We start from the raw sequence: 20,680 nt of genomic DNA, 5'->3' as shown, positions 1-20,680 counted from the left end.
CGGCCGGGTCGGGAGGCTACCCGAACTTGGGCAGCAGCTCCGGCGCCGTCGTGGAGGGCATGACGCGGTAGGTCTTGAGAACCTGGGTCATCGCCTTCTGGAACGCGGTCGCGTTGGCCGCAGACGATGTTACCTTCGTCGGCTCGTCGAGCGTGACGACGACGACGTACTCGGGGTCGTCGGCGGGGGCGAAGCCGACCATGGTCGTGTAGTAGACGCCAGCCTTGTATCCGCCGTTTCCGTCGCTCTTCTCGCCGGTTCCGGTCTTGCCGCCGATGCGGTAGCCGGGGATCTCGACGGCTTTCGCGTAGGGCGCCTGCAGGAACACGTTCTCGAGCATCGCGCGCATCTGGGCCGACGTGCTCTCGCTGACGACCTGTTCGGGTTCGGCGAGCTCGGGCTGGACGACGGTGCCGTCGGCCGTCGTGCACGACTCGATGATCGACAGCGGCATCATGACGCCGCCGTTGACGATGCCGCCGTAGGCGCGCGCGAGTTCGGGCATGGTGGTCGTGAGCGCCTGGCCGAACGCCGTGTTGTAGGTGCTCTGGGCGCCCCACTCGTCGGCCGGATAGATGAGGCCGTTCCCTTCGAGCGGGTATCCCGAGGCGGTGCCGTCGCCGATGCCGAACCGCTTGAAGTAGTCGTAGCGCGTCTGCGCGCTCACCTTCTCGCTGAACTTCGAGATGCCGACGTTGGACGAGTCGATCAGCACGCCGGTGAGCGTGTACTCGTTCGCCGGGTGCTGGAACGAGTCGCGCACGCGGGCGCCGTTGGGGAAGGTCTCCAGGCCCGACGCGACGACGGTGGAGGTCGGCGTCTGCCCGCCCGCGTCGATCACGGTCGCCGCGGTGAGCGCCTTGAATGTCGAGCCCGGCTCGAACGTGCCACGCAGGATCTGGCTCGTACGGTCGTCGGCTTCCGTGGCACTGACGTTGTTGGGATCGACGGTGGGATACTCGGCGGCGGCGCGCACCTTTCCGGTCTTCACCTCGTAGACGAGGATCGAGCCGTGCTGGGCCGCCATGTTCTGGGTCTGCTCGGCGATCAGCTGCTGCAAGTACCACTGCAAATCTCGGTTGATCGTCAGCTGCAGGGTGCCGCCGTCGGTCGCCGCGACTTCGCTCTCGGTGCCCGGGATGATCACGCCGTCCTTGCCCCGCTGGTATTCCCGTTTGCCGTTGGTCGCCGCGAGGCAGGAGTCCTGCGACTGCTCGAACCCTTCGAGCGCTGCTCCGTCGCTGCCCACGAAGCCCACGACGTTGCCGGCCACCGCTCCATCGGGGTACGCGCGGGCCGGATGCTGGATGCAGCTGATGTAGGGAGCGTCGAGGTCGGCGAGCGCGCGGAACTGTTCGGTCGAGACGCTCTTCTTCAGGTAGGTGAACTGCGAGTCGGGGTTCTCGGCGAGGGCGTCGGCGACGATCTGCCGGACCTCCTCCGGGGTCTGCCCGGTGATCTCCGCGACGTCGTCCGACACATCCGCCCACAGCCGGTCGTCCGACTTCTCGGCGAGGACGTCGGCGTCGATCTGCGTGATGAGCAGCGGGGAGAGCTGGCAGTCGTAGAGCAGGATGCTCCCGGCCAGCGTCTGGCCGCTCTCGTCGACGATCGAGCCGCGCGTGCCGTACAGCGTCTGCGTGCCCGCGAACGCGTTGTCCATCGAGTCCGAGACATGCTCGTCGGCGTTCACGACCTGGATGTCGACGAGTCGGACGATGAACCCCGCGAGCACCGCGAGGACGACGGCGAGAGCCACCACGGTGCGGCGGCGTGGGCTTCTCGTGCTTCGTGTGGTCATCGGCTTCGCGTGCTCATCGGTTTCGTATCTTCATCGCCCCAACGGCTCGCGCTCGTCATGGTTCAGTGTGTGCTCGGCGTGGGCAGTCCGTCGGTCAATGCGGGCGGAGTGTTGGACACTCCGCCGTCGCCGGGGACGGTCTCGGCGACCTCGACCGGAAGCCCGCCGATGGTCGCGTCGGGCACCGTGACCAGCGGTGTGTCGGCGATGAGTGCATTCGCAACCGCTCCCCGTCCGATCGCGTCGACCGATGACGAGCCGAGGGCGACTTCCGACGCGCCGAGGAGGGCGCCATCGCTCAGCCGTAGGTAGCTCGGCGACTCGTCGATCACCATGCCCAGCGCGGCCGCATTGGCGGCGAGGTACTGGGGCGAGCTGAGTCCGGCCACATCGTCGTAGAGGATCTGCTTCTGGTAGGTCAGATCGCGCTGCTGCGTGACCAGCGACGACAGCTCGTAGGAGCTCTGCGTCGTCATCATCGACAATGCCATCTGCGAGCCGGCGATCAGGAACGCGCCGAGCACGGCCACGACGCCGTAGAGCAGCTTGGGGCGACGGCGGCGGGCGGGGGCGTCGACGACGCGCAGACGCCGCGACGGAGCGTCGTCGCGGTCGGGTCCGACGGTGCGCGGCGCGGGCCGGCCCGGCAGGGTCAGCGGCGCGGCGAGGGCGTTCGCAGTCGTGCTCATGCGTCCGGCCTCACTCGTTCAGCGGCGCGCAGGCGCACGGGTGTGGCGCGCGGGTTGACCGCGCGCTCCTCTTCGGAGGCGAGTTCGGCACCCCTCACGAGCAGCGTGAACTTCGGCGCATGCTCGGGCAGCTCGACCGGCAGCCCCGCGGGCGCGGTCGAGGTCGAGACCTCCGCGAGGGCACGTTTCACCAGACGGTCCTCGAGCGACTGGTAGGACAGCACGACCATGCGTCCGCCGACGGGAAGGATGCCGAGAGCCGAAGGGATTGCACGCTCGAGGACCGACAGCTCTCGGTTGACCTCGATGCGCAGGGCCTGGAAGACCCGCTTTGCAGGATGTCCGGTTCTCTGCACCGCAGCCGGTGTCGCCGCCTGCAGGATCTCGACCAGCCGCCCCGACCGCTCGATCGGGGCTTCGGCCCGCGCCGCGATGATCGCGCGGGCGTACCTGCCGGCGAGCTTCTCCTCGCCGTACCGTTCGAAGATGCGCCGCATGTCGCCTTCACCGTAGGTGGCGAGGATGTCGGCGGCGGTGGTGCCGGCCGACTGATCCATGCGCATGTCGAGCGGGGCATCCTTCGAGTAGGCGAAGCCGCGGTCGGCCATGTCGAGCTGCAGCGACGAGACGCCGAGATCGAACAGGATGCCGTCGGCGGCGGCGAAGCCCGACGATCGGACGGCGTCGGCGATGCCGTCGTACACGGTGTGCACGAGCCTCACCCGATCGCCGAATCGTGCGAGACGCTCGCCGGCGATGCGGAGCGCATCGGTGTCACGGTCGAGGCCGACCAGGCGCAGGCCCGGGAAGCGCTCCAGGAATGCCTCGGAGTGGCCGCCCATGCCGAGGGTCGCGTCGACGAAGACCGCGCCTTCGCGCTGGAGGGCGGGCGCCAGCAGCTCGATGCAGCGATCGAGCATGACCGGAGTGTGGATATCGCGCAGGTTCATGATCATCGGGGCTTCTGCTCCCCCGGTCCTGATCCCCATCCGCTCTGACCTGGCGCCGGGGAAGTGCGTCAGGGCGGGAGCGGCTGGGAGTCAGGACCGGGGGCCTCAGAACAGGCCGGGAATCACCTCCTGCTCCAGTTCGGCGTAGCTGGCTTCGTTGGCCTCGGCGTAGGTGTTCCACGCCGCGGCATCCCAGATCTCGGCATGAGCGCCCACGCCGGTGACGACGAGGTCGCGCTCCAGGCCGGCGTAGGCGCGGAGCGGCTGGGGAATCGTGATGCGGTTCTGGCTGTCGGGCTTCTCGGCGCTCGCGCCCGAGAGGAACATGCGCAGGAAGTCTCGAGCCTGCTTGTTGGCCAGCGGCGCCTCACGGATGCGTTCGTGCACCCGCTCGAACTCCTGCTCGCTGAACACGTAGAGGCAGCGGTCCTGCCCGCGTGTCACCACGATTCCTCCACCGAGGTCGTCGCGGAACTTCGACGGAAGGATGACGCGGCCTTTGTCATCGAGCTTGGGTGTGTGCGTGCCCAACAGCATCGGTACATCACACCCCCTTCAGCCGGCCCCCCGGGTTATCCGCCACTTTACTCCACTCTCCTCCACTTCGCTACCCGTCTGCCCACGCCTGGCACCCGCTTCGCCATCGTGCGGGCCGATCCCGCAGACGTGCGAGCACACAAAAAAGCACCGACCCTCAGGTCGGTGCTTTTCGTTGCCGGGTTAGCGGGTGGGGACGCTCAGCGCTCCTCCTGCCGCCTGTCCCAGCGGTCGTTCATGCGATCCATGAACGACGCGCTCTTCTGCGGTGCGGCTGGTCGGTCCGGCTCGGTGCGGACATGGCCGAGGCCTTTGGAAGGTGTGACGGCGAGGATGACGCCGCCGAGCATCACGACGAATCCGATGACTCCCACCACGACGAGCGGGATCGATACGCCGACGATGAGGGCACCGAGGCCCAGCAGCACGAGGATCGTGCCGTAGACGATGTTGCGATAGCTCAGGCTGCGTCCGTCGCGGGGCGCGCTGACGACATCCGCGTCGTTGCGCATGAGATGGCGTTCCATCTCGTCGAGCAGGCGCTGCTCCTGTTCGGAGAGTGGCATGCATCCCCCTCTGTACTTCCGATGGCCTTCAGCGGCCGTTGTCAAAGTCTACGCGTGCCGTAGATCACTAGGCTAGGCCCGTGTCAGCCTCTGCAGAGCCGATCGAAGCCATTTCCCAGCGACTCGACACTTTCGTCTCGGTTCAGCGGGCGAGCATCGCGGATGCCGGAGCCGATGCAGCCCTGTTCGTCGAGGCGGCTGCGAGTGCGACGACGGGCGGAAAGCGTCTCCGCGGTCGGTTCTGCATCGCCGGGTGGAGGGCTGTGGAGGAATCCTCGGCCGCGCCGCGCCGCGCACCGGAACCGGTGCTCGCCGCGGCCGCCGCGCTCGAGATCTTCCACGCTGCGGCGCTCGTCCACGACGACCTGATCGACAACTCCGACACGCGTCGCGGCCGACCGTCGGCGCATCGAGCGCTCGAATCCGCGCACGGCGATGCCGGCTGGGTCGGCGATGCGAGGGCATTCGGCCGGTCCAGTGCGATCCTGCTCGGCGATCTGATGGTGGCCTGGAGCGACGACCTCTTCGAAGAGGGTCTCGCCGTGACCAGCACCCCGCGTGCGGCGGCCGCCCGCGGCGAGTACGGGCGCATGCGTCGCGAGGTCACGCTCGGCCAGTTCCTCGATATCGCCGAGGAGTCCGCCTACGCATCCGAGCCCGACGACCGGCATGCCGCGCGAGCCCTACGCGTGGCCTCCTACAAGTCGGCCCGGTACAGCGTGCAGCAGCCGCTCGCGATCGGGGGTGCACTGGCGGGAGCGGATGCCGCGCAATCGGCGGCACTGGCCGCATTCGGGCATCCGCTCGGCATGGCGTTCCAATTGCGCGACGACGTGCTCGGCGTGTTCGGCGACGAGCGCGAGACCGGCAAGCCCGCGGGCGACGACCTGCGCGAAGGAAAGCGCACCGTCCTGATCGCCTATGCGCGCGAGGCCCTCTCGCCCACCGCGCGACGAATCGTCGACGAGCTCGTGGGCGATCCGACGCTCGAGGCCGGCCAGATCGCCTCGCTCCAGCGAACGATCGTCGACACCGGGGCGCTCGATCGGGTCGAGGCGCTCATCGCCGACTACGTGCGGGAAGCCGACCGAGCCCTGTCAGGCGCGAAGCTCGGCAACGCGGCGGTCGGCGAACTGCGAGACCTCGCTCGTGCGGCAACGGTGCGGGTCACCTGATCGGACGCGCGCGCGGGCATCGACCCGGCACCCATGCTCGGCGGTCGGGTCAGGCGAGAGCCGCCGCGACGCGACGCACTTCGCTCTTGCGCCCCGCGCGCAATGCCTCGATGGGAGCGACCCCGATCGAGTCCTCGAGTGCGAGGAGCCAGTCGATCGCCTCGTCGTCGGAGAATCCGGCGTCGTGCAGCACGATCACAGTGCCGCGCAGCGACGGGATGAGCTCGCCGTCCTTCACGAAGAGCGCAGGCACCTTGAGCGCACCCTCGCGGCGCGATCCGACGAGCTGATACTCATCGAGAAAGCGCCGGACGCGGCCGAGCGGCTCGTCGAGCACCTCGACCAGATCGGGAAGGGTGAGCCATTCGGACTCGATGCGGGAATCGTCTGCGGGTGTCACCCTGCAACTATCTCAGATCCGCTTCGAACCCGTGTTCCCTGCCCTGGATCACATCGCGCAGCAGGGTCAACGCTGGCCACACGAGTAACAATTTTCACTTTCGACACAGTGATCACTCTTGTATCTTTCGTTGACAGGAATTCACATCCGTGACACGGTTTCGGGAGTCGACGAGGGGGGAAACTCATGCGACCTGCGAGCCGTACGCTGCGTGGCGACACGCTCCGACCAGCCACACTCCGATCCGGTGCCTCGCGCGCCCTGCGAGCCGGGCTCCCCGTCGCAGTCGTCGGCTCCATCGCACTCACGCTTACCGCCGCGCCCGCGCAGGCCGACACGAGAGAGGCTGCAGCGCGGAGCGTGGATGAACGCGTTCTGCGCGGTATCCGTGCTGTCGTCGAGCAGCCGCTCGCCGCGCGGGCCGCGCTCGCCGCACCGACTCTCACCCACGCCGCGCCCAAAGCGATCCGCGTCGCCACCGCCGCGGCGCCGGCGACCTACACGGTGCAGCGCGGCGATACGATCAGCGCGATCGCGGCGAGGTTCGGGCTGCGGACGACCGACGTCCTGGCTCTGAACGGTCTCGGATGGAAGTCGATCATCTATCCCGGTCAGGTGCTCACGCTTTCGGGCGGCTCCCCCACAGCCGCCGCACCGGCTCCCGCAGCCCCGTCCGCACCCACCCCGTCGGCGGGCGGGTACACCGTGCAGGGCGGTGACACGATCAGTGCCATCGCGAAGAGCCATGGTGTCACCGTCAACGCGGTGCTCTCCGCCAACGGACTCGGCTGGTCGTCGGTCATCTATCCCGGTCAGACGATCTCGATCCCCGGCTCCGCCGCGCTGCCCGTCGAAGCCCCCGCCCCCGCCCCCGCCCCGGTGGCACCTGCGCCGACCCCGACGACGGGGGGATACACCGTCCAGGCCGGCGACACGATCAGCGCCATCGCCCGGCTCCACGGCACCAGCACCGAGGCCGTGCTCTCGGCGAATGGCCTCAGCACGTCCTCGATCATCTACCCCGGACAGACGATCGCCCTCCCGATCGCGGCCGTGGCGGCATCCGCTCCCAGCGTTTCCGGACTCACCGGGGAGCAAGCCGCGAATGCGCAGCTGATCGTCCGCATCGGTCGCGAGCTCGGCGTCCCCGACCGCGGGATCGCGATCGCGCTCGGCACCGCCATGCAGGAATCGTGGATCCGAAACCTCGACTGGGGCGACCGCGATTCGCTCGGGTTGTTCCAGCAGCGCCCCAGCACCGGCTGGGGAACCGCCGATGAGGTGCGCGACACGGTGCGCTCGATCAAGGCGTTCTACGGCGGCCCCTCGGATCCGAACGGCTCGCGCACGCGCGGGCTGCTCGATGTCCCCGGATGGGAGAGCATGGCATACGCCGACGCCGCCCAGGCCGTGCAGATCTCGGCCTATCCCGAGCGCTATGCGCAGTGGGAGTCTCCGGCATACGCGTGGCTCGCCGCGCTCGGCTGACGTTCTGTAACGGAACGGTCCGAGGGTGAGCCGTTCCCCGGGCATTCAGGCGCGGATCCGTAGACTCTCAGCGTGAGCACGAGCCAGCAGACGGACCCGCTGATCGGCCGTCTGGTCGACGGCCGGTACCGCGTGCGTGCTCGCATCGCCCGTGGCGGCATGGCGACCGTCTACGTCGCCACCGACCTTCGTCTCGAACGCCGCGTGGCGCTCAAGGTCATGCATGGGCACCTGAGCGACGACTCGGTCTTCCAGAGCCGCTTCATCCAGGAGGCGCGAGCAGCCGCCCGGTTGGCCGATCCGCACGTCGTGAACGTGTTCGATCAGGGCCAGGACGGCGATATGGCGTACCTCGTCATGGAGTACCTGCCCGGCATCACCCTGCGCGATCTCCTGCGCGAGCAGCGCCGACTCACCGTCCCGCAGGCGGTCACGATCCTCGATGCCGTGCTCACCGGACTCGCGGCCGCGCACAAGGCCGGAATCGTCCACCGCGATGTGAAGCCCGAGAACGTGCTGCTCGCCGAGGACGGTCGTATCAAGATCGGCGACTTCGGCCTTGCGCGAGCGACGACCGCGAACACCGCGACCGGCGCGCAACTGCTCGGCACGATCGCGTATCTGGCCCCCGAGCTCGTCACCCGCGGCACCGCCGACGCCCGCAGCGACATCTACGCCTTGGGCATCATGCTGTACGAGATGCTCACCGGCGAGCAGCCCTACAAGGGTGAGCAGCCGATGCAGATCGCATTCCAGCACGCCACCGACTCGGTGCCGCGCCCCAGCGTCAAGAACCCCGGCGTTCCCGAGCCCCTCGACGAACTCGTCCTGTGGGCGACCGAGCGCTCCCCCGACGACCGCCCGGTGGACGCACGCGAGATGGTGACGCGGCTGCGCGAGATCGAGCGGGACCTCGGCATCACGCCGGTCGTCACCCGCACCGGGCCGATCGGCATCGTGCGCGATGACGCGGCCGCGACCGGCGAGCTGACGGCCGTGCTCCCCGCGAGCGCGACGGGGCCGACCACGACGATGGACGAGGTCGACAACGCCACACGGCTGCGCCGTGCGACCGCGCGCCGACGCTCCAAGGGCGGCTGGGTCGTTGCCGTCGTTCTGCTCCTCGCCGCCTTGGCGGCGGCCCTCGGCTGGTTCTTCGGATCCGGCCCGGGCTCGCTCGTCCCCGTCGCCGACGTGACCGGTATGAGCTTCGCCGAGGCGTCGGATCGACTCGCGCAGGATTCGCTGGTGGCGACCGAGCAGGGAGAGAACAGCCTCGAAGTGGCGGCCGGGCAGGTCATCCGCACGGACCCGCCGAGCGGAGCCCGCGTGGACCGCGACGCCGCGGTGACCGTGTTCGTGTCGCTCGGACCCGCCGAGGCGATCGTCGAGAACCTGTCGGGCAAGCCTGAGGCCGAAGCACGCGGCATCCTGGAGTCCCTCGTCATCGACGTCGCGCCCGAGAACACCACGTACTTCACCGACTCCCCCGCCGAGACGGTGGTCGCTGTGGCGATCCGTCCGGCGGGCGCCGCCGAGGACGGCTCGCAGGATGTCCAATGCAACGAGGGATGCACCGTTCACCAGGGCGATGCCGCCCGGCTCTCGATCTCGCTCGGCCCGGTTCCCGACGTGGTGGGTCAGAGCGAAGGCAAGGCGCGCAGCGACCTCGAAGGCCTCGGACTCATCGTCGCCGATCCCAGCCAGACCGAGTCGAGCGACTCGATCGACGAAGGTCGCGTCATCCGCGTGATCGGCAAGGACGACGGCAGCCCGCTCGCCCCGGGCGACACGGTGACCCTCGTCGTCTCCACCGGGCCGCAGCTCTTCGAGGTGCCCGACCTCGTGGGCATGACCCTGGCAGAGGCACGGCAGACCGCCGCCGACCAGGGCTTCACCATCGACTACGACGACCGGTGGGATGCCTTCCCCGATCCGTTCACCGAAGTCGAGTCGCAGAACCCCGATGAGGGTGAGAGGAAGCGCAAGGGCACCGTGATCTCACTGCGTATCGCCGCCGCGCTCTGACGTCGGCTCGTCGCGAAGGCCCAGCGTTCGCCGTCACCTGCGAAGAAGAATCCCGGATGCCTCGCTCGAGGCATCCGGGATTCTCATCGTCGGAGGTCAGAGCTTCTCGAGCTCCTCGGCCACGAGGAACGCCAGTTCGAGCGACTGCATGTGGTTCAGGCGCGGATCGCACAGCGACTCGTATCGCGTCGCGAGCGCGGCCTCGTCGATCTCTTCCGATCCTCCGAGGCACTCGGTGACGTCGTCGCCGGTGAGCTCGACGTGGATGCCGCCGGGGAACGTCCCGACCGCACGATGAGCGTCGAAGAAGCCGCGCACCTCGTCGACCACATCGTCGAAACGACGCGTCTTGTAGCCCGTCGGCGTCGTGATGCCGTTGCCGTGCATCGGATCGGTGACCCACAGCGGGGTGGCACCCGAATCCTTGACGGCCTCGAGCAGCGGCGGCAGCGCGTCGCGGATCTTGCCTGCGCCCATGCGCGTGATGAACGTGAGGCGGCCCGGCTCGCGATTCGGATCGAGCTTGTCGATGAGCGCGAGCGCGGTCTCGGGCGTCGTCGTCGGGCCGAGCTTCACGCCGATCGGGTTGCGGATCTTCGAGAAGTAGTCGACGTGGGCGCCGTCGAGCTCGCGCGTGCGCTCTCCGATCCACAGGAAATGCGCCGACGTGTTGTAGGGCGTGCTCGTGCGCGAGTCGATACGCGTCATCGGCCGCTCGTAGTCCATCAGCAGGCCCTCATGACCGGTGTAGAACTCGACGCGCTTGAGTTCGTCGAAGTCGGCACCGGCCGCCTCCATGAACTTGATGGCGCGGTCGATCTCGGTCGCGAGGCGCTCGTACTGCTGGTTGGCGGGGTTCTGCGCGAAGCCCTTGTTCCACGAGTGCACTTCGCGGAGGTCGGCGAAACCGCCGGTCGTGAACGCGCGGATCAGATTGATGGTCGACGCGGCGGTGTGGTAGCCCTTCAGCAGTCGCTGGGGGTCGGCACGGCGCGAGCCTTCGGTGAAGTCATAGCCGTTGACGATGTCGCCGCGGTACGCGGGCAGCGTGACATCGCCGCGCGTCTCTGTATCGCTCGATCGGGGCTTGGCGAACTGGCCCGCCATGCGACCCATCTTCACGATGGGCATCGAGGCGCCGTAGGTCAGCACGACAGCCATCTGCAGCACCGTCTTGATGCGATTGCGGATCTGCTCGGCCGTGGCGCCGGCGAAGGTCTCGGCGCAATCGCCGCCCTGCAGCAGGAACGCACGCCCCGAGGCCGCACGGGCGAGCCGGTCGCGGAGGTTGTCGACCTCGCCCGCGAAGACGAGCGGGGGAAGCGTGGCGAGTTCCGCCGATGCCTCGGCCACCGCGTCGCTGTCATACCACTGGGGCTGCTGCTTGATCGGCAAGGTCCGCCAGTGGTCGAGAGGGTCGAGCTGCTGAGGCATCCGCCAAGTCTATCCGTGGCCGGACGACCTCCGGCGCCGGGTGACGAGGGTTCAGGAGGTGGTCTTGAGCCGGTCCTTCACCGTCGACGCGTATACGTCTTCGTACTCCTGCTCACCCAGTCGCTGCAGGGCCACCATGATCTCGTCCGTGATGGAGCGCAGGATGTAGCGGTCGCCTTCCATCCCCTCGAACCGAGAGAAGTCCAACGGCTCGCCGATCACGACACCGACCCGCACGACGTTCGGCAGCCGCTGGCCGATCGGCATCATCGTGTCGGTGTCGACCATCACCAGCGGCACGACGGGGACGCGCGCCTCGAGCGCCATGCGCGCGATTCCGGTGCGGCCGCGGTACAGCTTGCCGTCGGGACTGCGGGTCCCCTCGGGATAGATGCCCAGCAGCTCGCCGCCGCCCAGCACCTGCAGTCCGGTGTTGAGAGACGCCTCTGACGCCTTTCCACCGGAACGGTCGATCGGCAACTGGCCGGTGGCCTTGAAGAACACGCGGGTCGCCCAGCCTTTGAGCCCCTTGCCGGTGAAGTAGTCGCTCTTGGCCAGGAACGCGACGGGACGATCGATCATCAGCGGGAGGATCACCGAGTCCACGAACGACAGGTGGTTGCTGGCGAGGATCGCGCCGCCCTCTATCGGGATGTTGCGCCGGCCGACGATCCACGGGCGGAAGATCGCCTTGACGATCGGTCCGATCACCACGTATTTCATCAGCCAGTAGAACATCGCCTACCCCTCCGCGGACGCCAGGTCGGCCACACCGATCAGTCCCGCGTCGTTGCCGAGCTCGGCGATCGCGAACGCAGCGATCGGGCGGTCGCCGTAACCGGGCAGCGACGTCTCGTAGGCGATCCTCACCGGCTCGAGAAGGTCGTCGCCGAGCTGCGCCACGCCGCCGCCGATGACGAACAGCTCGGGATCGAGCACCGCCTGGAAGCCGCCACACGCCTCGCCGAGCGCGGTCGCGACGCGGCGCAGCGCCTCGACGGCACCTTCGTCACCGGCAAGAACGAGTCGCGACACGGCCGGCCCGCTGATGGTGCCCTTCTCCGCGCGCAGCGCCGCGAGGGCCGTGCCGATCCCGCCGGCGTCGGCGATCGCGTTGGCCTCGCGCTGGAGGGCGCGGCCCGACGCGTACTGCTCGAGGCATCCGTTCTGCCCGCATCCGCAGGGCAGGCCGTCGCGCGTGAAGCGCATGTGCCCGAGTTCACCGCCGATGCCGTGGCCACCGCGGAACAGTGCGCCGTCGATGACGATCGCGCCGCCCACCCCGGTGCCCATGGTGAGCATGACCATGTTGTCGACGTCGCGGCCCGCGCCGAAGCGGAACTCCGCCCATCCGGCCGCGTTGGCGTCGTTCTCGATCGTGACGGGAACGCCGATCCCGGCTTCGAGCACCGCCTTCAGCGGCTCATTGCGCCACGCGATGTTGGGAGCGTGGATCACCGTCGCGCGATCACGATCGATGAAGCCCGCCGCCGCAACACCGACGGCGCTGACCTCGTGACGCGCCCGGAGGTGGTTCGCCATGTCGACGACGGCGGCAGCGAGGGCCCCCGTGTCGATCGGGGTGTCGACGCGCAGCTTCTCGACGATGCGTCCCTGCAGGTCGACGACGCCGCCCGCGATCTTCGTTCCGCCGATGTCGATGCCGACCTTGAGCACTGCACTCCCTCTCCTGCCGTCGCCCGCGCGACGGCGCCTTGCAGTCTATCCAGACGGCGCCCTCCACAGCCCCGGATGGTCCGCGCGTGACAGCGGATTAGACTCGTGTGAGATCCGACCGAGAATCATTCGTCCGGTACCGAAGGAGTTGCCGTGGTCCAATTCGAAGTTCCCGCGATCGTCCCTGCCGATCCGCAGGCAAACGTCACCGACCTACTCGTCGATCGGGTGAAGGCGACCCCCGATCTCGCACTGTTCGCCGTGCCCGACGGCGATGGCTGGCGAGACATCACCGCAGCCGAGTTCCAGACCCAGGTCGTCGCTCTGGCGAAGGGGTTCGCGGCCGCGGGCATTCAGCCCGGCGACAAGGTCGGGTTCGTCGCCCGCACCACGTATGACTGGACGCTCGTCGACTTCGCCCTGTTCTTCGCCGGCGCCGTCATGGTTCCGATCTACGAGACGAGCTCGGCCGCCCAGATCGCCTGGAACCTGTCGGACTCGGGCGCCATCGCCGTGATCGCGGAGTCCGCCGATCACTCCGCCCGCATCGCCGAGGTGCGTGCCGACCTTCCGCTCGTCCGCTCCGTCTGGGACATGCATGCGGGTGACCTCGACAAGCTCGTCGCCGATGGCACGGCGATCGGCGATGACGAGATCGAGCGTCGCCGCAACATCGCGAACGGCGCCGACATCGCGACTCTCATCTACACGTCCGGTTCGACGGGACGCCCGAAGGGCTGCGTGCTGACGCACAGCAACTTCGTCGAGCTCGTGCGCAACTCCTCGGTGGCGCTGCACGAGGTGCTCTCGGTGCCGGGCTCGTCGACGCTCCTGTTCATCACGACGGCGCACATCTTCGCGCGCTTCATCTCGATCCTCGACATCCACGCCGGCGTCAAAACGGGCCACCAGCCCGACACGAAGCAGCTCCTGCCCGCCCTCGGCTCGTTCAAGCCGACGTTCCTGCTCGCTGTGCCGCGCGTTTTCGAGAAGGTGTACAACTCCTCCGAGCAGAAGGCCGAGGCCGGCGGCAAGGGCAAGATCTTCCGGGCCGCGGCACACACCGCCGTCGAGCATTCGAAGCTCCTGCAGGACGGCAAGAAGGTGCCGCTACTCACGAAGATCAAGTTCTCTCTGTTCGACAGGCTCGTCTACAGCAAGCTGCGTGCGGCGATGGGCGGCCGCGTGGTCTACGCCGTGTCGGGGTCGGCGCCGCTCGGCCCGCGTCTGGGGCACTTCTTCCACAGCCTCGGCATCACGATCCTCGAGGGCTACGGCCTCACCGAGACCACGGCGCCGGCCACGGTGAACCTCGCCACGAAGTCCAAGATCGGCACAGTCGGCCCCGTGCTGCCCGGTGTCGGCATCCGCCTCGGCGATGACGGCGAGGTCGAGGTTCGCGGCGTGAACGTCTTCAAGGAGTACTGGCGCAACCCCGAGGCGACAGCGGCGGCGTTCGACGGTGACTGGTTCAAGACGGGCGACATCGGCGCATTCGACGATGAGGGCTTCCTCACCATCACCGGTCGTAAGAAGGAGATCATCGTCACGGCGGGTGGCAAGAACGTCGCACCGGCCGCACTCGAAGACCCCATCCGCGCTAACCCCATCATCAGCCAGGTGGTCGTCGTGGGTGACCAGAAGCCGTTCATCGCTGCCCTGGTGACGCTCGACCCCGACATGCTGCCGACGTGGCTCTCGAACAACGGCCTGGCCGCGGATCTGCCTCTCACCGAGGCCGTCGGCAACCCGGCCGTACGTGCTGAGGTGCAGCGAGCGATCGATGAGGCCAACAAGCACGTCTCGCGCGCCGAGTCGATCCGCAAGTTCACGATCCTCCCGACCGAGTGGACCGAAGCGAGCGGGCACCTGACGCCCAAAATGAGCATCAAGCGCAACGTGATCCTCGACGATTTCGCCGGCGACATCGCCGAGATCTATGAGATTCCGGTCAACACGACGAACGTGTCCCTCTCGTAGTCCGCGAGCACATGACGAAGCCCCGGGCCCTTTCGAGGGCACGGGGCTTCGTCGTCGCCCCCCAGGGACGTCAGAACCAGTCGGACTCGCGCACCTCGCGCATTGCGACGCGCCGGGTTTCCGGTGTGAGGCGGTCGAGGTACAGCGTGCCGTCGAGGTGGTCGGTCTCGTGTTGGAGCGCCTGCGCGAGAAGGCCCTCCCCTTCGAGCACGACCTCGTTGCCGTCGAGATCGATGCCGACGACCTTCGCCCACGGATAGCGCACCGTGTCGTGCCAGAGCCCGGGCACCGAGAGGCAGCCTTCGCCGATCGCCTCGGGATCTCCTGAGACCTCGACGAGGACGGGGTTGAGCACGTAGCCGATGTCACCGTCGATGTTGTAGCTGAAGGCGCGCAGGCCCACGCCGATCTGCGGAGCGGCGACGCCCGCGCGTCCGGGCAGCTCGACGGTGTCGACGAGGTCGCGCACGAGCGCACGCACACCGTCATCGATGTCGCCGATGGGTGCACTCGCGGACTTGAGGACCGGGTCGCCGAAGACCCGGATGGGGCGGACTGCCACGGTTGCCTCAGGCGGCCGGCGCGTACGAGCGCAGGCCCTCGATGACGGTCGCTGCGAGCTCGCGGGCGGCGAGGCGCGTCGCGGGTTGCAGGTCGCGGAAGACGATCGCACTGCCGGCGGCGATGTGCGGGTCGTACGGCATGCGAACGACCGCGCGCACGCGGGAGCGGAAGTGAGCGTCGAGCTCGTCGAGCTGCACGAGCGGCTGGCCGGGACGCGCGTTGTTCAGGACGACGACGGCACTGCGCACCTTGTCGGAGTAGCCGTTGGTCTCGAGCCACGTCAGCGTCTCGGACGCGAGTCGCGCTTCATCGACGCTGAGACCGGCGACGATGACGAGTTGGTCCGAGAGGTTCAGCGTCGCTCCCATGACGGAGTGGACGATGCCCGTGCCGGTATCGGTGAGCACGACCGAGTAGTAGTGCGCGGCCAGCGAGGCGACGTCACGATAGTCGCTGTCGTTGAACGCCTCTGAGACGCGGGGGTCGGTATCGGAGGCGACGACGTCGAGCCGGGTCTCGTCGCGCGCGACGATGTTGGAGAGATCGTTGAAGCCGACCACATCGCCGCGGATGCGCACCAAGTCGCGGACGGTCTTGCCACTCTCCCGCGAGATGCGCTCGGCGAGCGTTCCGCGGTCGGGATTGGCGTCGACGGCGATGACCCGGTCGTCGCGTGCGTCTGCGAGTGCCATGCCGAGCAGAGTCGTCACCGTGGTCTTGCCGACGCCTCCCTTGCGCGAGAGCACCGGCACGAAGCGCGCACCGCCGTCGAGGGGCGCGGCGATCCGACGGTCGAGCGCCTTGCGGGCGCGCGCCCGCTTGCTGTCACCGAGGTTGATGCGATGGCCGGACACCGAGTAGACGAAGTGCTGCCAGGCGCCTTCGGGCTCGGAACGCACGACCTGGTGCGGGTCGAGCAGACGGTCGGCGGTGAGCAGATCGGCGGTCTCTCGATCGGCTTCGAACTCACCGAGGCGCTTCGAGGTGAGCGCGACCTCGGGTCGCGGCTGCACGCGCTCGACGCGATCTACCCGGTCGACCACGGGCAGCGCACCGGTGTGGTGCGCCTCGCGTCGCGTTGCCGGCGTCGTGGCCGCGGGGGCCGTTGCGGCAGCCGCGGTGGCGGCTGCGGTCACCGGAGCCGGAGGGGGCGAGGCGGGAGCGATCGGCGCTTCGGGCGCATCCGAGACGGACGCGTCAGGGACGGATACCGCGGCGTGCGTCTCGTCGTCGGACGGGTTGTGCGCGTTCACGGGTTCCTCCACGGCATCGGTCGTGTCGTCGTCGGTTGCGTCAGCGCCGACCTCGCCGGACGCCTCGGCGTCCGCCCCTTCAGCTGCGGGAGCCTCGGCCGCGAGCACTTCGTTCGCCGTCTCTTCGCTCCCGACAGCCTCAACCGCGAACTCTGCGGCAGAGTACTCGGACACGTCGTACTCCGACACGTCGAACTCTTCGACGTCGAAGTCGTCGCCGAGCTCTTCGGCGATCACGGCGACCGCCACATCTGCCTCGACCTCGGTCAGCACCTCATCGGCATCGTGGATGTCGTCAGCGCGGTCGACGGCGGTGAAGCCGCCCTCCTCGACGGTCCATTCCTCGAGCTCGGGCTCGCTCTCGACGATCTCCGCGACGGCCGTCTCGACGACGGGCTCGGTGTCGGCCGCGGCCGGGATCTCGACCACGAACGGCATGTCTTCGGCGGGCAGTTCGATGACGAAGGGTACCTCGTCATCGATGACGCCGTCGTCAGCCAGATCGTCGTCTTCCTCGGTCGGAAGCTCGACGTTCACCTGAGCCGTCGCGCCACCGATGATGCCGATACCGGTGGTCTCGAGACTTCCGGTGTCGGAGAGCACGCCGTGTTCGGGCTCGTCGGGCGTGTGGTCAGTGCGGTCGGGCGTCACTGCGGCGTTCTCCAAAGCAGAAGGCGGAATCGGGCGGATGCCGCCTTCCAGGTTACTGGGCGGGACGGACCACGACCAAAAGGTCCCCGGCATCGACCTGCGCGGTGCCGACGATCGCGAGTCGCTCGACGACGCCGTCGACGGGTGCGGTGATGGCCGCCTCCATCTTCATCGCCTCGATCGATGCGACCGGCTGGCCGGCCGTGACGGTGTCTCCGACGGCCGTCTTGAGGGTCACGACTCCTGAGAACGGCGCGGCGACCTGACCGGGCTTGGATGTGTCGGCTCGCTCCGCCTGGCGCGCTTCGACCTGGATGCTGCGGTCTCGTACGAACACGGGACGCAGCTGCCCGTTGAGCGTGGTCATGACGGTGCGGATGCCCTTGTCGTCGGCTTCGCCGATCGCCTCGAGCCCTACGAACAGCTGTACGCCGCGCTCGATCTCGACGATGTGCTCCGTGCCCGGCGCGAGGCCGTACAGGTAGTCGGCGGTATCGAGCACGCTGAGATCCCCGAACACATCGCGCGCCTGCCGGAAGGCACGGGTGGGGGCGGGAAACAGCAGCGTGTTGAGCATCTCGCGTCGCGACAGCGAATCCGCCTCGAGGGCAGCGGACTCGACGGTGGTGAGAGGCGTCACCTCAATGCTGATGTGGCGGCCTTGCAGCACCTTGGTGCGGAAAGGCTCGGGCCATCCGCCGGGAAGATCGCCCAGCTCACCCGCCATGAATCCGACGACGGAGTCGGGGATGTCGTAGTTCTGCGGGTTCTCGGCGAAGTCCTTCGGGTCGGCCTTGACGGCGGCGAGATGCAGCGCGAGATCGCCGACGACCTTCGACGACGGCGTCACCTTCGGCACGCGCCCGAGGATCTTGTTCGCCGCGGCGTACATGTCCTCGATGAGCTCGAAGTCCTCGGAAAGCCCCAGCGCGATGGCCTGCTGCCGCAGGTTCGACAGCTGTCCACCCGGGATCTCGTGGTGGTAGACGCGCCCGGTGGGGCCCGGAAGACCCGACTCGAACGGACGGTACAGATGACGCACCGCTTCCCAGTACGGCTCGAGATCGCTGACAGCATCGAGGTCGATACCCGTGTCGCGCTCTGTATGCGAGAGCGAGGCGACCAGTGCCGACAGCGAGGGCTGGCTGGTGGTTCCCGACATCGGCGCGGCCGCTGCGTCGACGGCATCCGCCCCCGCCGCGCTCGCGGCCAGCAGCGTCGCGAGCTGTCCTCCGGCCGTGTCGTGCGTGTGCACGTGGACGGGAAGATCGAACCGATCGCGCAGTGCCGAGACGAGTCGGGATGCCGCGGCCGGCCGGAGCAGGCCCGCCATGTCCTTGATGGCGAGCACGTGCGCGCCGGCATCCACGATCTGCTCGGCGAGGCGCAGGTAGTAATCGAGCGTGTACAGGTCCTCGGCGGGATTCAGCAGGTCGCCGGTGTAGCAGACGGCGACTTCGGCGATCGAGGTGCCCGTGGCGAGAACCGCGTCGATCGCGGGTCGCATCTGCGACACATCGTTGAGAGCGTCGAAGATGCGGAAGATGTCGATTCCGGATGCCGCCGCCTCGCGCACGAACGCGTCGGTGACCTCGGTCGGGTACGGCGTGTAGCCCACCGTGTTGCGGCCGCGCAGCAGCATCTGGATCGCGACGTTCGGCAGGGCCTGGCGCAGGCGGTCGAGACGCTCCCACGGGTCTTCGCCGAGGAATCGCAGCGCGACGTCGTACGTCGCCCCGCCCCAGGCCTCGACCGACAGCAGCTGCGGAGTCATCCGCGCCACGTACGGCGCGACGGTGACGAGATCCTTCGTGCGAACGCGGGTCGCCAGCAGCGACTGATGCGCATCGCGGAAGGTGGTCTCGGTGACACCGAGGGCGGTCTGCTCGCGCAGCGCCCGGGCGAAACCGGCGGGACCGAGTTCGAGAAGGCGCTGACGGGAGCCGGCCTGCGGCTCAGCCGTGAGGTCGATCTTCGGCAGCTTCCGGCGCGGGTCGATCGTGACGGGATTCTCGCCGTGGGGCTTGTTGACCGTCGTGTCGGTGAGCCAGTTGAGGATCTTCGTACCGCGGTCCTTCGATTCGCGGCCCTTCAGCAGCTCGGGGCGCTCATCGATGAACGATGTGCTGACGTCGCCTGCGACGAACGACGGGTCGTCGAGCACGGCCTGCAGGAACGGGATGTTCGTGGAGACGCCGCGGATGCGGAACTCCGCGAGCGCGCGGCGGGCACGGACGACCGCGGCGTTGAAGTCGCGGCCGCGGCACGTGAGCTTGGCGAGCATCGAGTCGAAGTGGGGGCTGATCTGCGCGCCGGCTGCGGTGGTGCCGCCGTCCAGACGGATGCCCGCGCCGCCCGGCGAGCGGTAGGTCGTGATCTTGCCGGTGTCGGGGCGGAAGCCCTGCGTCGGGTCCTCCGTCGTGATGCGGCATTGCAGCGCCGCGCCGCGGAGCTGGATCCTGTCCTGGGTGAGCCCGAGGTCGGTGAGCGACTGCCCGGCGGCGATGCGCATCTGCGACTGCACGAGGTCGACGTCGGTGACCTCTTCGGTGACCGTGTGCTCGACCTGGATGCGGGGATTCATCTCGATGAAGACGACCTCACCGGTGCGAGGGCCTGTGGTCTCGAGGAGGAACTCGACGGTGCCGGCGTTCTCGTAGCCGATCGAGCGCGCGAACGCGATCGCGTAGGCATGCAGAGAGTCGCGGACCTCCGGGTCGAGGTTCGGAGCGGGTGCGATCTCGACGACCTTCTGGTGCCGGCGCTGCACCGAGCAGTCGCGCTCGAACAGGTGAACGGTCTCGCCCACCTTGTCGGCGAGGATCTGCACTTCGACGTGGCGCGGTCGCTGCACCGCCTGTTCGAGGAACACCCGCGCGTCGCCGAAGGCGCTGCCTGCCTCTCGCATGGCCTCCGCCAGAGCGGGAGCGAGCTCTTCGGCCACCGCGACCCGCCGCATCCCCCGTCCGCCGCCGCCGGCGACGGCCTTCACGAAGATGGGGAACCCGATGCCCTCGGCCTGCGCGAGCAGCGCGTCGACGTCGTCGGAGGCCTCGGTGGAGCGCAGCACGGGTACGCCCGCCGCGACCGCATGATGCTTGGCGGTGACCTTGTTGCCGGCCATCTCGAGCACACGGGCGGGCGGTCCGATGAAGGCGATCCCCTCAGCCGCGGCCTTCTCGGCGAGCTCGGGATTCTCCGAGAGGAAGCCGTAGCCGGGGTAGATCGCGTCAGCGCCGGCCTCTTTGGCGACCCGGACGATCTCGTCGACGTCGAGGTACGCACGCACGGGATGCCCGCGCTCGCCGATCTGATAGGCCTCATCGGCTTTCAGGCGATGCAGCGAGTTGCGGTCCTCGTAAGGGAAGACCGCGACCGTGCGCGCCCCCAGCTCGTAGGCCGCACGGAAGGCACGGATCGCGATTTCGCCGCGGTTGGCGACAAGGATCTTGCGGAACATTCGACCTCCGGGTGCGCCTGTGCGGGC

At 68.5% G+C, this 20,680-nt stretch carries 16 protein-coding genes; 4 read left to right on the top strand and 12 right to left on the bottom strand.

Going from position 1 to position 20,680, the window contains the following annotated elements; translation table 11 throughout:
• Nucleotides 1-16: 16 nt before the first annotated feature.
• The 5 genes from KEC57_RS06850 to KEC57_RS06830 all read right to left on the bottom strand — a co-directional run bounded on the left by KEC57_RS06850 (nucleotide 17) and on the right by KEC57_RS06830 (nucleotide 4,543).
• Nucleotides 17-1,801, bottom strand: coding sequence for a peptidoglycan D,D-transpeptidase FtsI family protein (locus KEC57_RS06850; RefSeq protein ID WP_229383830.1), 1,785 nt, complete (start codon nucleotides 1,799-1,801; stop codon nucleotides 17-19).
• Nucleotides 1,802-1,863: 62 nt separating this feature from the next.
• Nucleotides 1,864-2,490, bottom strand: a complete 627-nt coding sequence (gene ftsL / locus KEC57_RS06845) for a cell division protein FtsL (protein WP_229383829.1) — start codon at nucleotides 2,488-2,490, stop codon at nucleotides 1,864-1,866.
• Nucleotides 2,487-3,440, bottom strand: coding sequence for a 16S rRNA (cytosine(1402)-N(4))-methyltransferase RsmH (gene rsmH, locus KEC57_RS06840; protein ID WP_229384398.1), 954 nt, complete (start codon nucleotides 3,438-3,440; stop codon nucleotides 2,487-2,489). The genes ftsL and rsmH overlap by 4 nt, the downstream gene beginning before the upstream one ends.
• 105 nt (nucleotides 3,441-3,545) lie before the next feature.
• Nucleotides 3,546-3,977 carry a division/cell wall cluster transcriptional repressor MraZ gene (gene mraZ / locus KEC57_RS06835; protein ID WP_229383828.1) on the bottom strand — a complete coding sequence of 144 codons (432 nt, stop codon included), beginning with the start codon at nucleotides 3,975-3,977 and terminating at the stop codon, nucleotides 3,546-3,548.
• Nucleotides 3,978-4,177: 200 nt separating this feature from the next.
• Nucleotides 4,178-4,543: an SCO2097 family morphological protein gene (locus KEC57_RS06830; protein ID WP_229383827.1), complete on the bottom strand. Its 366-nt coding sequence runs from the start codon at nucleotides 4,541-4,543 to the stop codon at nucleotides 4,178-4,180.
• 80 nt (nucleotides 4,544-4,623) lie between these two features.
• On the opposite strand from KEC57_RS06830, the gene KEC57_RS06825 reads away from it, so the two are divergent.
• On the top strand, nucleotides 4,624-5,718 hold the full coding sequence (locus KEC57_RS06825) for a polyprenyl synthetase family protein (protein WP_229383826.1): 1,095 nt from the start codon (nucleotides 4,624-4,626) through the stop codon (nucleotides 5,716-5,718).
• Between the two features lie 49 nt (nucleotides 5,719-5,767).
• Here KEC57_RS06825 and KEC57_RS06820 read toward each other — a convergent pair whose 3' ends face one another.
• Complete coding sequence (locus KEC57_RS06820; protein WP_229383825.1) at nucleotides 5,768-6,118, bottom strand: Rv2175c family DNA-binding protein; 351 nt, start codon at nucleotides 6,116-6,118, stop codon at nucleotides 5,768-5,770.
• 360 nt (nucleotides 6,119-6,478) lie between these two features.
• Between KEC57_RS06820 and KEC57_RS06815 the strand changes: the two genes are divergently transcribed.
• Nucleotides 6,479-7,606, top strand: coding sequence for a LysM peptidoglycan-binding domain-containing protein (locus tag KEC57_RS06815; RefSeq protein ID WP_229383824.1), 1,128 nt, complete (start codon nucleotides 6,479-6,481; stop codon nucleotides 7,604-7,606).
• Between the two features lie 72 nt (nucleotides 7,607-7,678).
• A complete protein-coding gene (gene pknB, locus KEC57_RS06810) occupies nucleotides 7,679-9,634 on the top strand; it encodes a Stk1 family PASTA domain-containing Ser/Thr kinase (RefSeq protein ID WP_229383823.1) in 1,956 nt (651 codons plus the stop codon).
• A 96-nt stretch (nucleotides 9,635-9,730) separates the two neighbouring features.
• Here the strand turns inward: pknB and KEC57_RS06805 are convergent, their stop codons facing one another.
• From KEC57_RS06805 to KEC57_RS06795, 3 genes are read right to left on the bottom strand one after another with little or no spacing between them, the layout of a single operon-like run.
• The gene (locus KEC57_RS06805; protein ID WP_229383822.1) at nucleotides 9,731-11,068 is read right to left on the bottom strand and encodes a class II 3-deoxy-7-phosphoheptulonate synthase; all 1,338 of its coding nucleotides are present in this window, start codon (nucleotides 11,066-11,068) and stop codon (nucleotides 9,731-9,733) included.
• Between the two features lie 51 nt (nucleotides 11,069-11,119).
• Nucleotides 11,120-11,806 carry a lysophospholipid acyltransferase family protein gene (locus tag KEC57_RS06800; RefSeq protein WP_229383821.1) on the bottom strand — a complete coding sequence of 229 codons (687 nt, stop codon included), beginning with the start codon at nucleotides 11,804-11,806 and terminating at the stop codon, nucleotides 11,120-11,122.
• A 3-nt stretch (nucleotides 11,807-11,809) separates the two neighbouring features.
• On the bottom strand, nucleotides 11,810-12,745 hold the full coding sequence (locus KEC57_RS06795; RefSeq protein WP_229383820.1) for an ROK family glucokinase: 936 nt from the start codon (nucleotides 12,743-12,745) through the stop codon (nucleotides 11,810-11,812).
• Between the two features lie 153 nt (nucleotides 12,746-12,898).
• Here KEC57_RS06795 and KEC57_RS06790 point away from each other — a divergent pair, with 153 nt between their 5' ends.
• Entirely contained in the window at nucleotides 12,899-14,725 is a 1,827-nt protein-coding gene (locus KEC57_RS06790; protein ID WP_229383819.1) for an AMP-dependent synthetase/ligase, read from the top strand.
• 70 nt (nucleotides 14,726-14,795) lie between these two features.
• On the opposite strand, the gene KEC57_RS06785 is transcribed toward KEC57_RS06790, so the two are convergent.
• From KEC57_RS06785 to KEC57_RS06775, 3 genes are read right to left on the bottom strand one after another with little or no spacing between them, the layout of a single operon-like run.
• Nucleotides 14,796-15,287: a peptide deformylase gene (locus KEC57_RS06785; RefSeq protein WP_229383818.1), complete on the bottom strand. Its 492-nt coding sequence runs from the start codon at nucleotides 15,285-15,287 to the stop codon at nucleotides 14,796-14,798.
• A 7-nt stretch (nucleotides 15,288-15,294) separates the two neighbouring features.
• Nucleotides 15,295-17,193: a MinD/ParA family ATP-binding protein gene (locus KEC57_RS06780; RefSeq protein ID WP_229383817.1), complete on the bottom strand. Its 1,899-nt coding sequence runs from the start codon at nucleotides 17,191-17,193 to the stop codon at nucleotides 15,295-15,297.
• 52 nt (nucleotides 17,194-17,245) lie between these two features.
• The gene (locus tag KEC57_RS06775; protein ID WP_229383816.1) at nucleotides 17,246-20,653 is read right to left on the bottom strand and encodes a pyruvate carboxylase; all 3,408 of its coding nucleotides are present in this window, start codon (nucleotides 20,651-20,653) and stop codon (nucleotides 17,246-17,248) included.
• Nucleotides 20,654-20,680 lie beyond the last annotated feature (27 nt).

The sequence above is a fragment of the Microbacterium allomyrinae genome (assembly GCF_020682705.1).
In the GTDB taxonomy this organism is placed as follows: Bacteria; Actinomycetota; Actinomycetes; order Actinomycetales; family Microbacteriaceae; genus Microbacterium; species Microbacterium allomyrinae.
The sequence above is the reverse complement of the archived record's forward strand: the minus strand, read 5'-3'. Positions and strand labels throughout refer to the sequence as shown.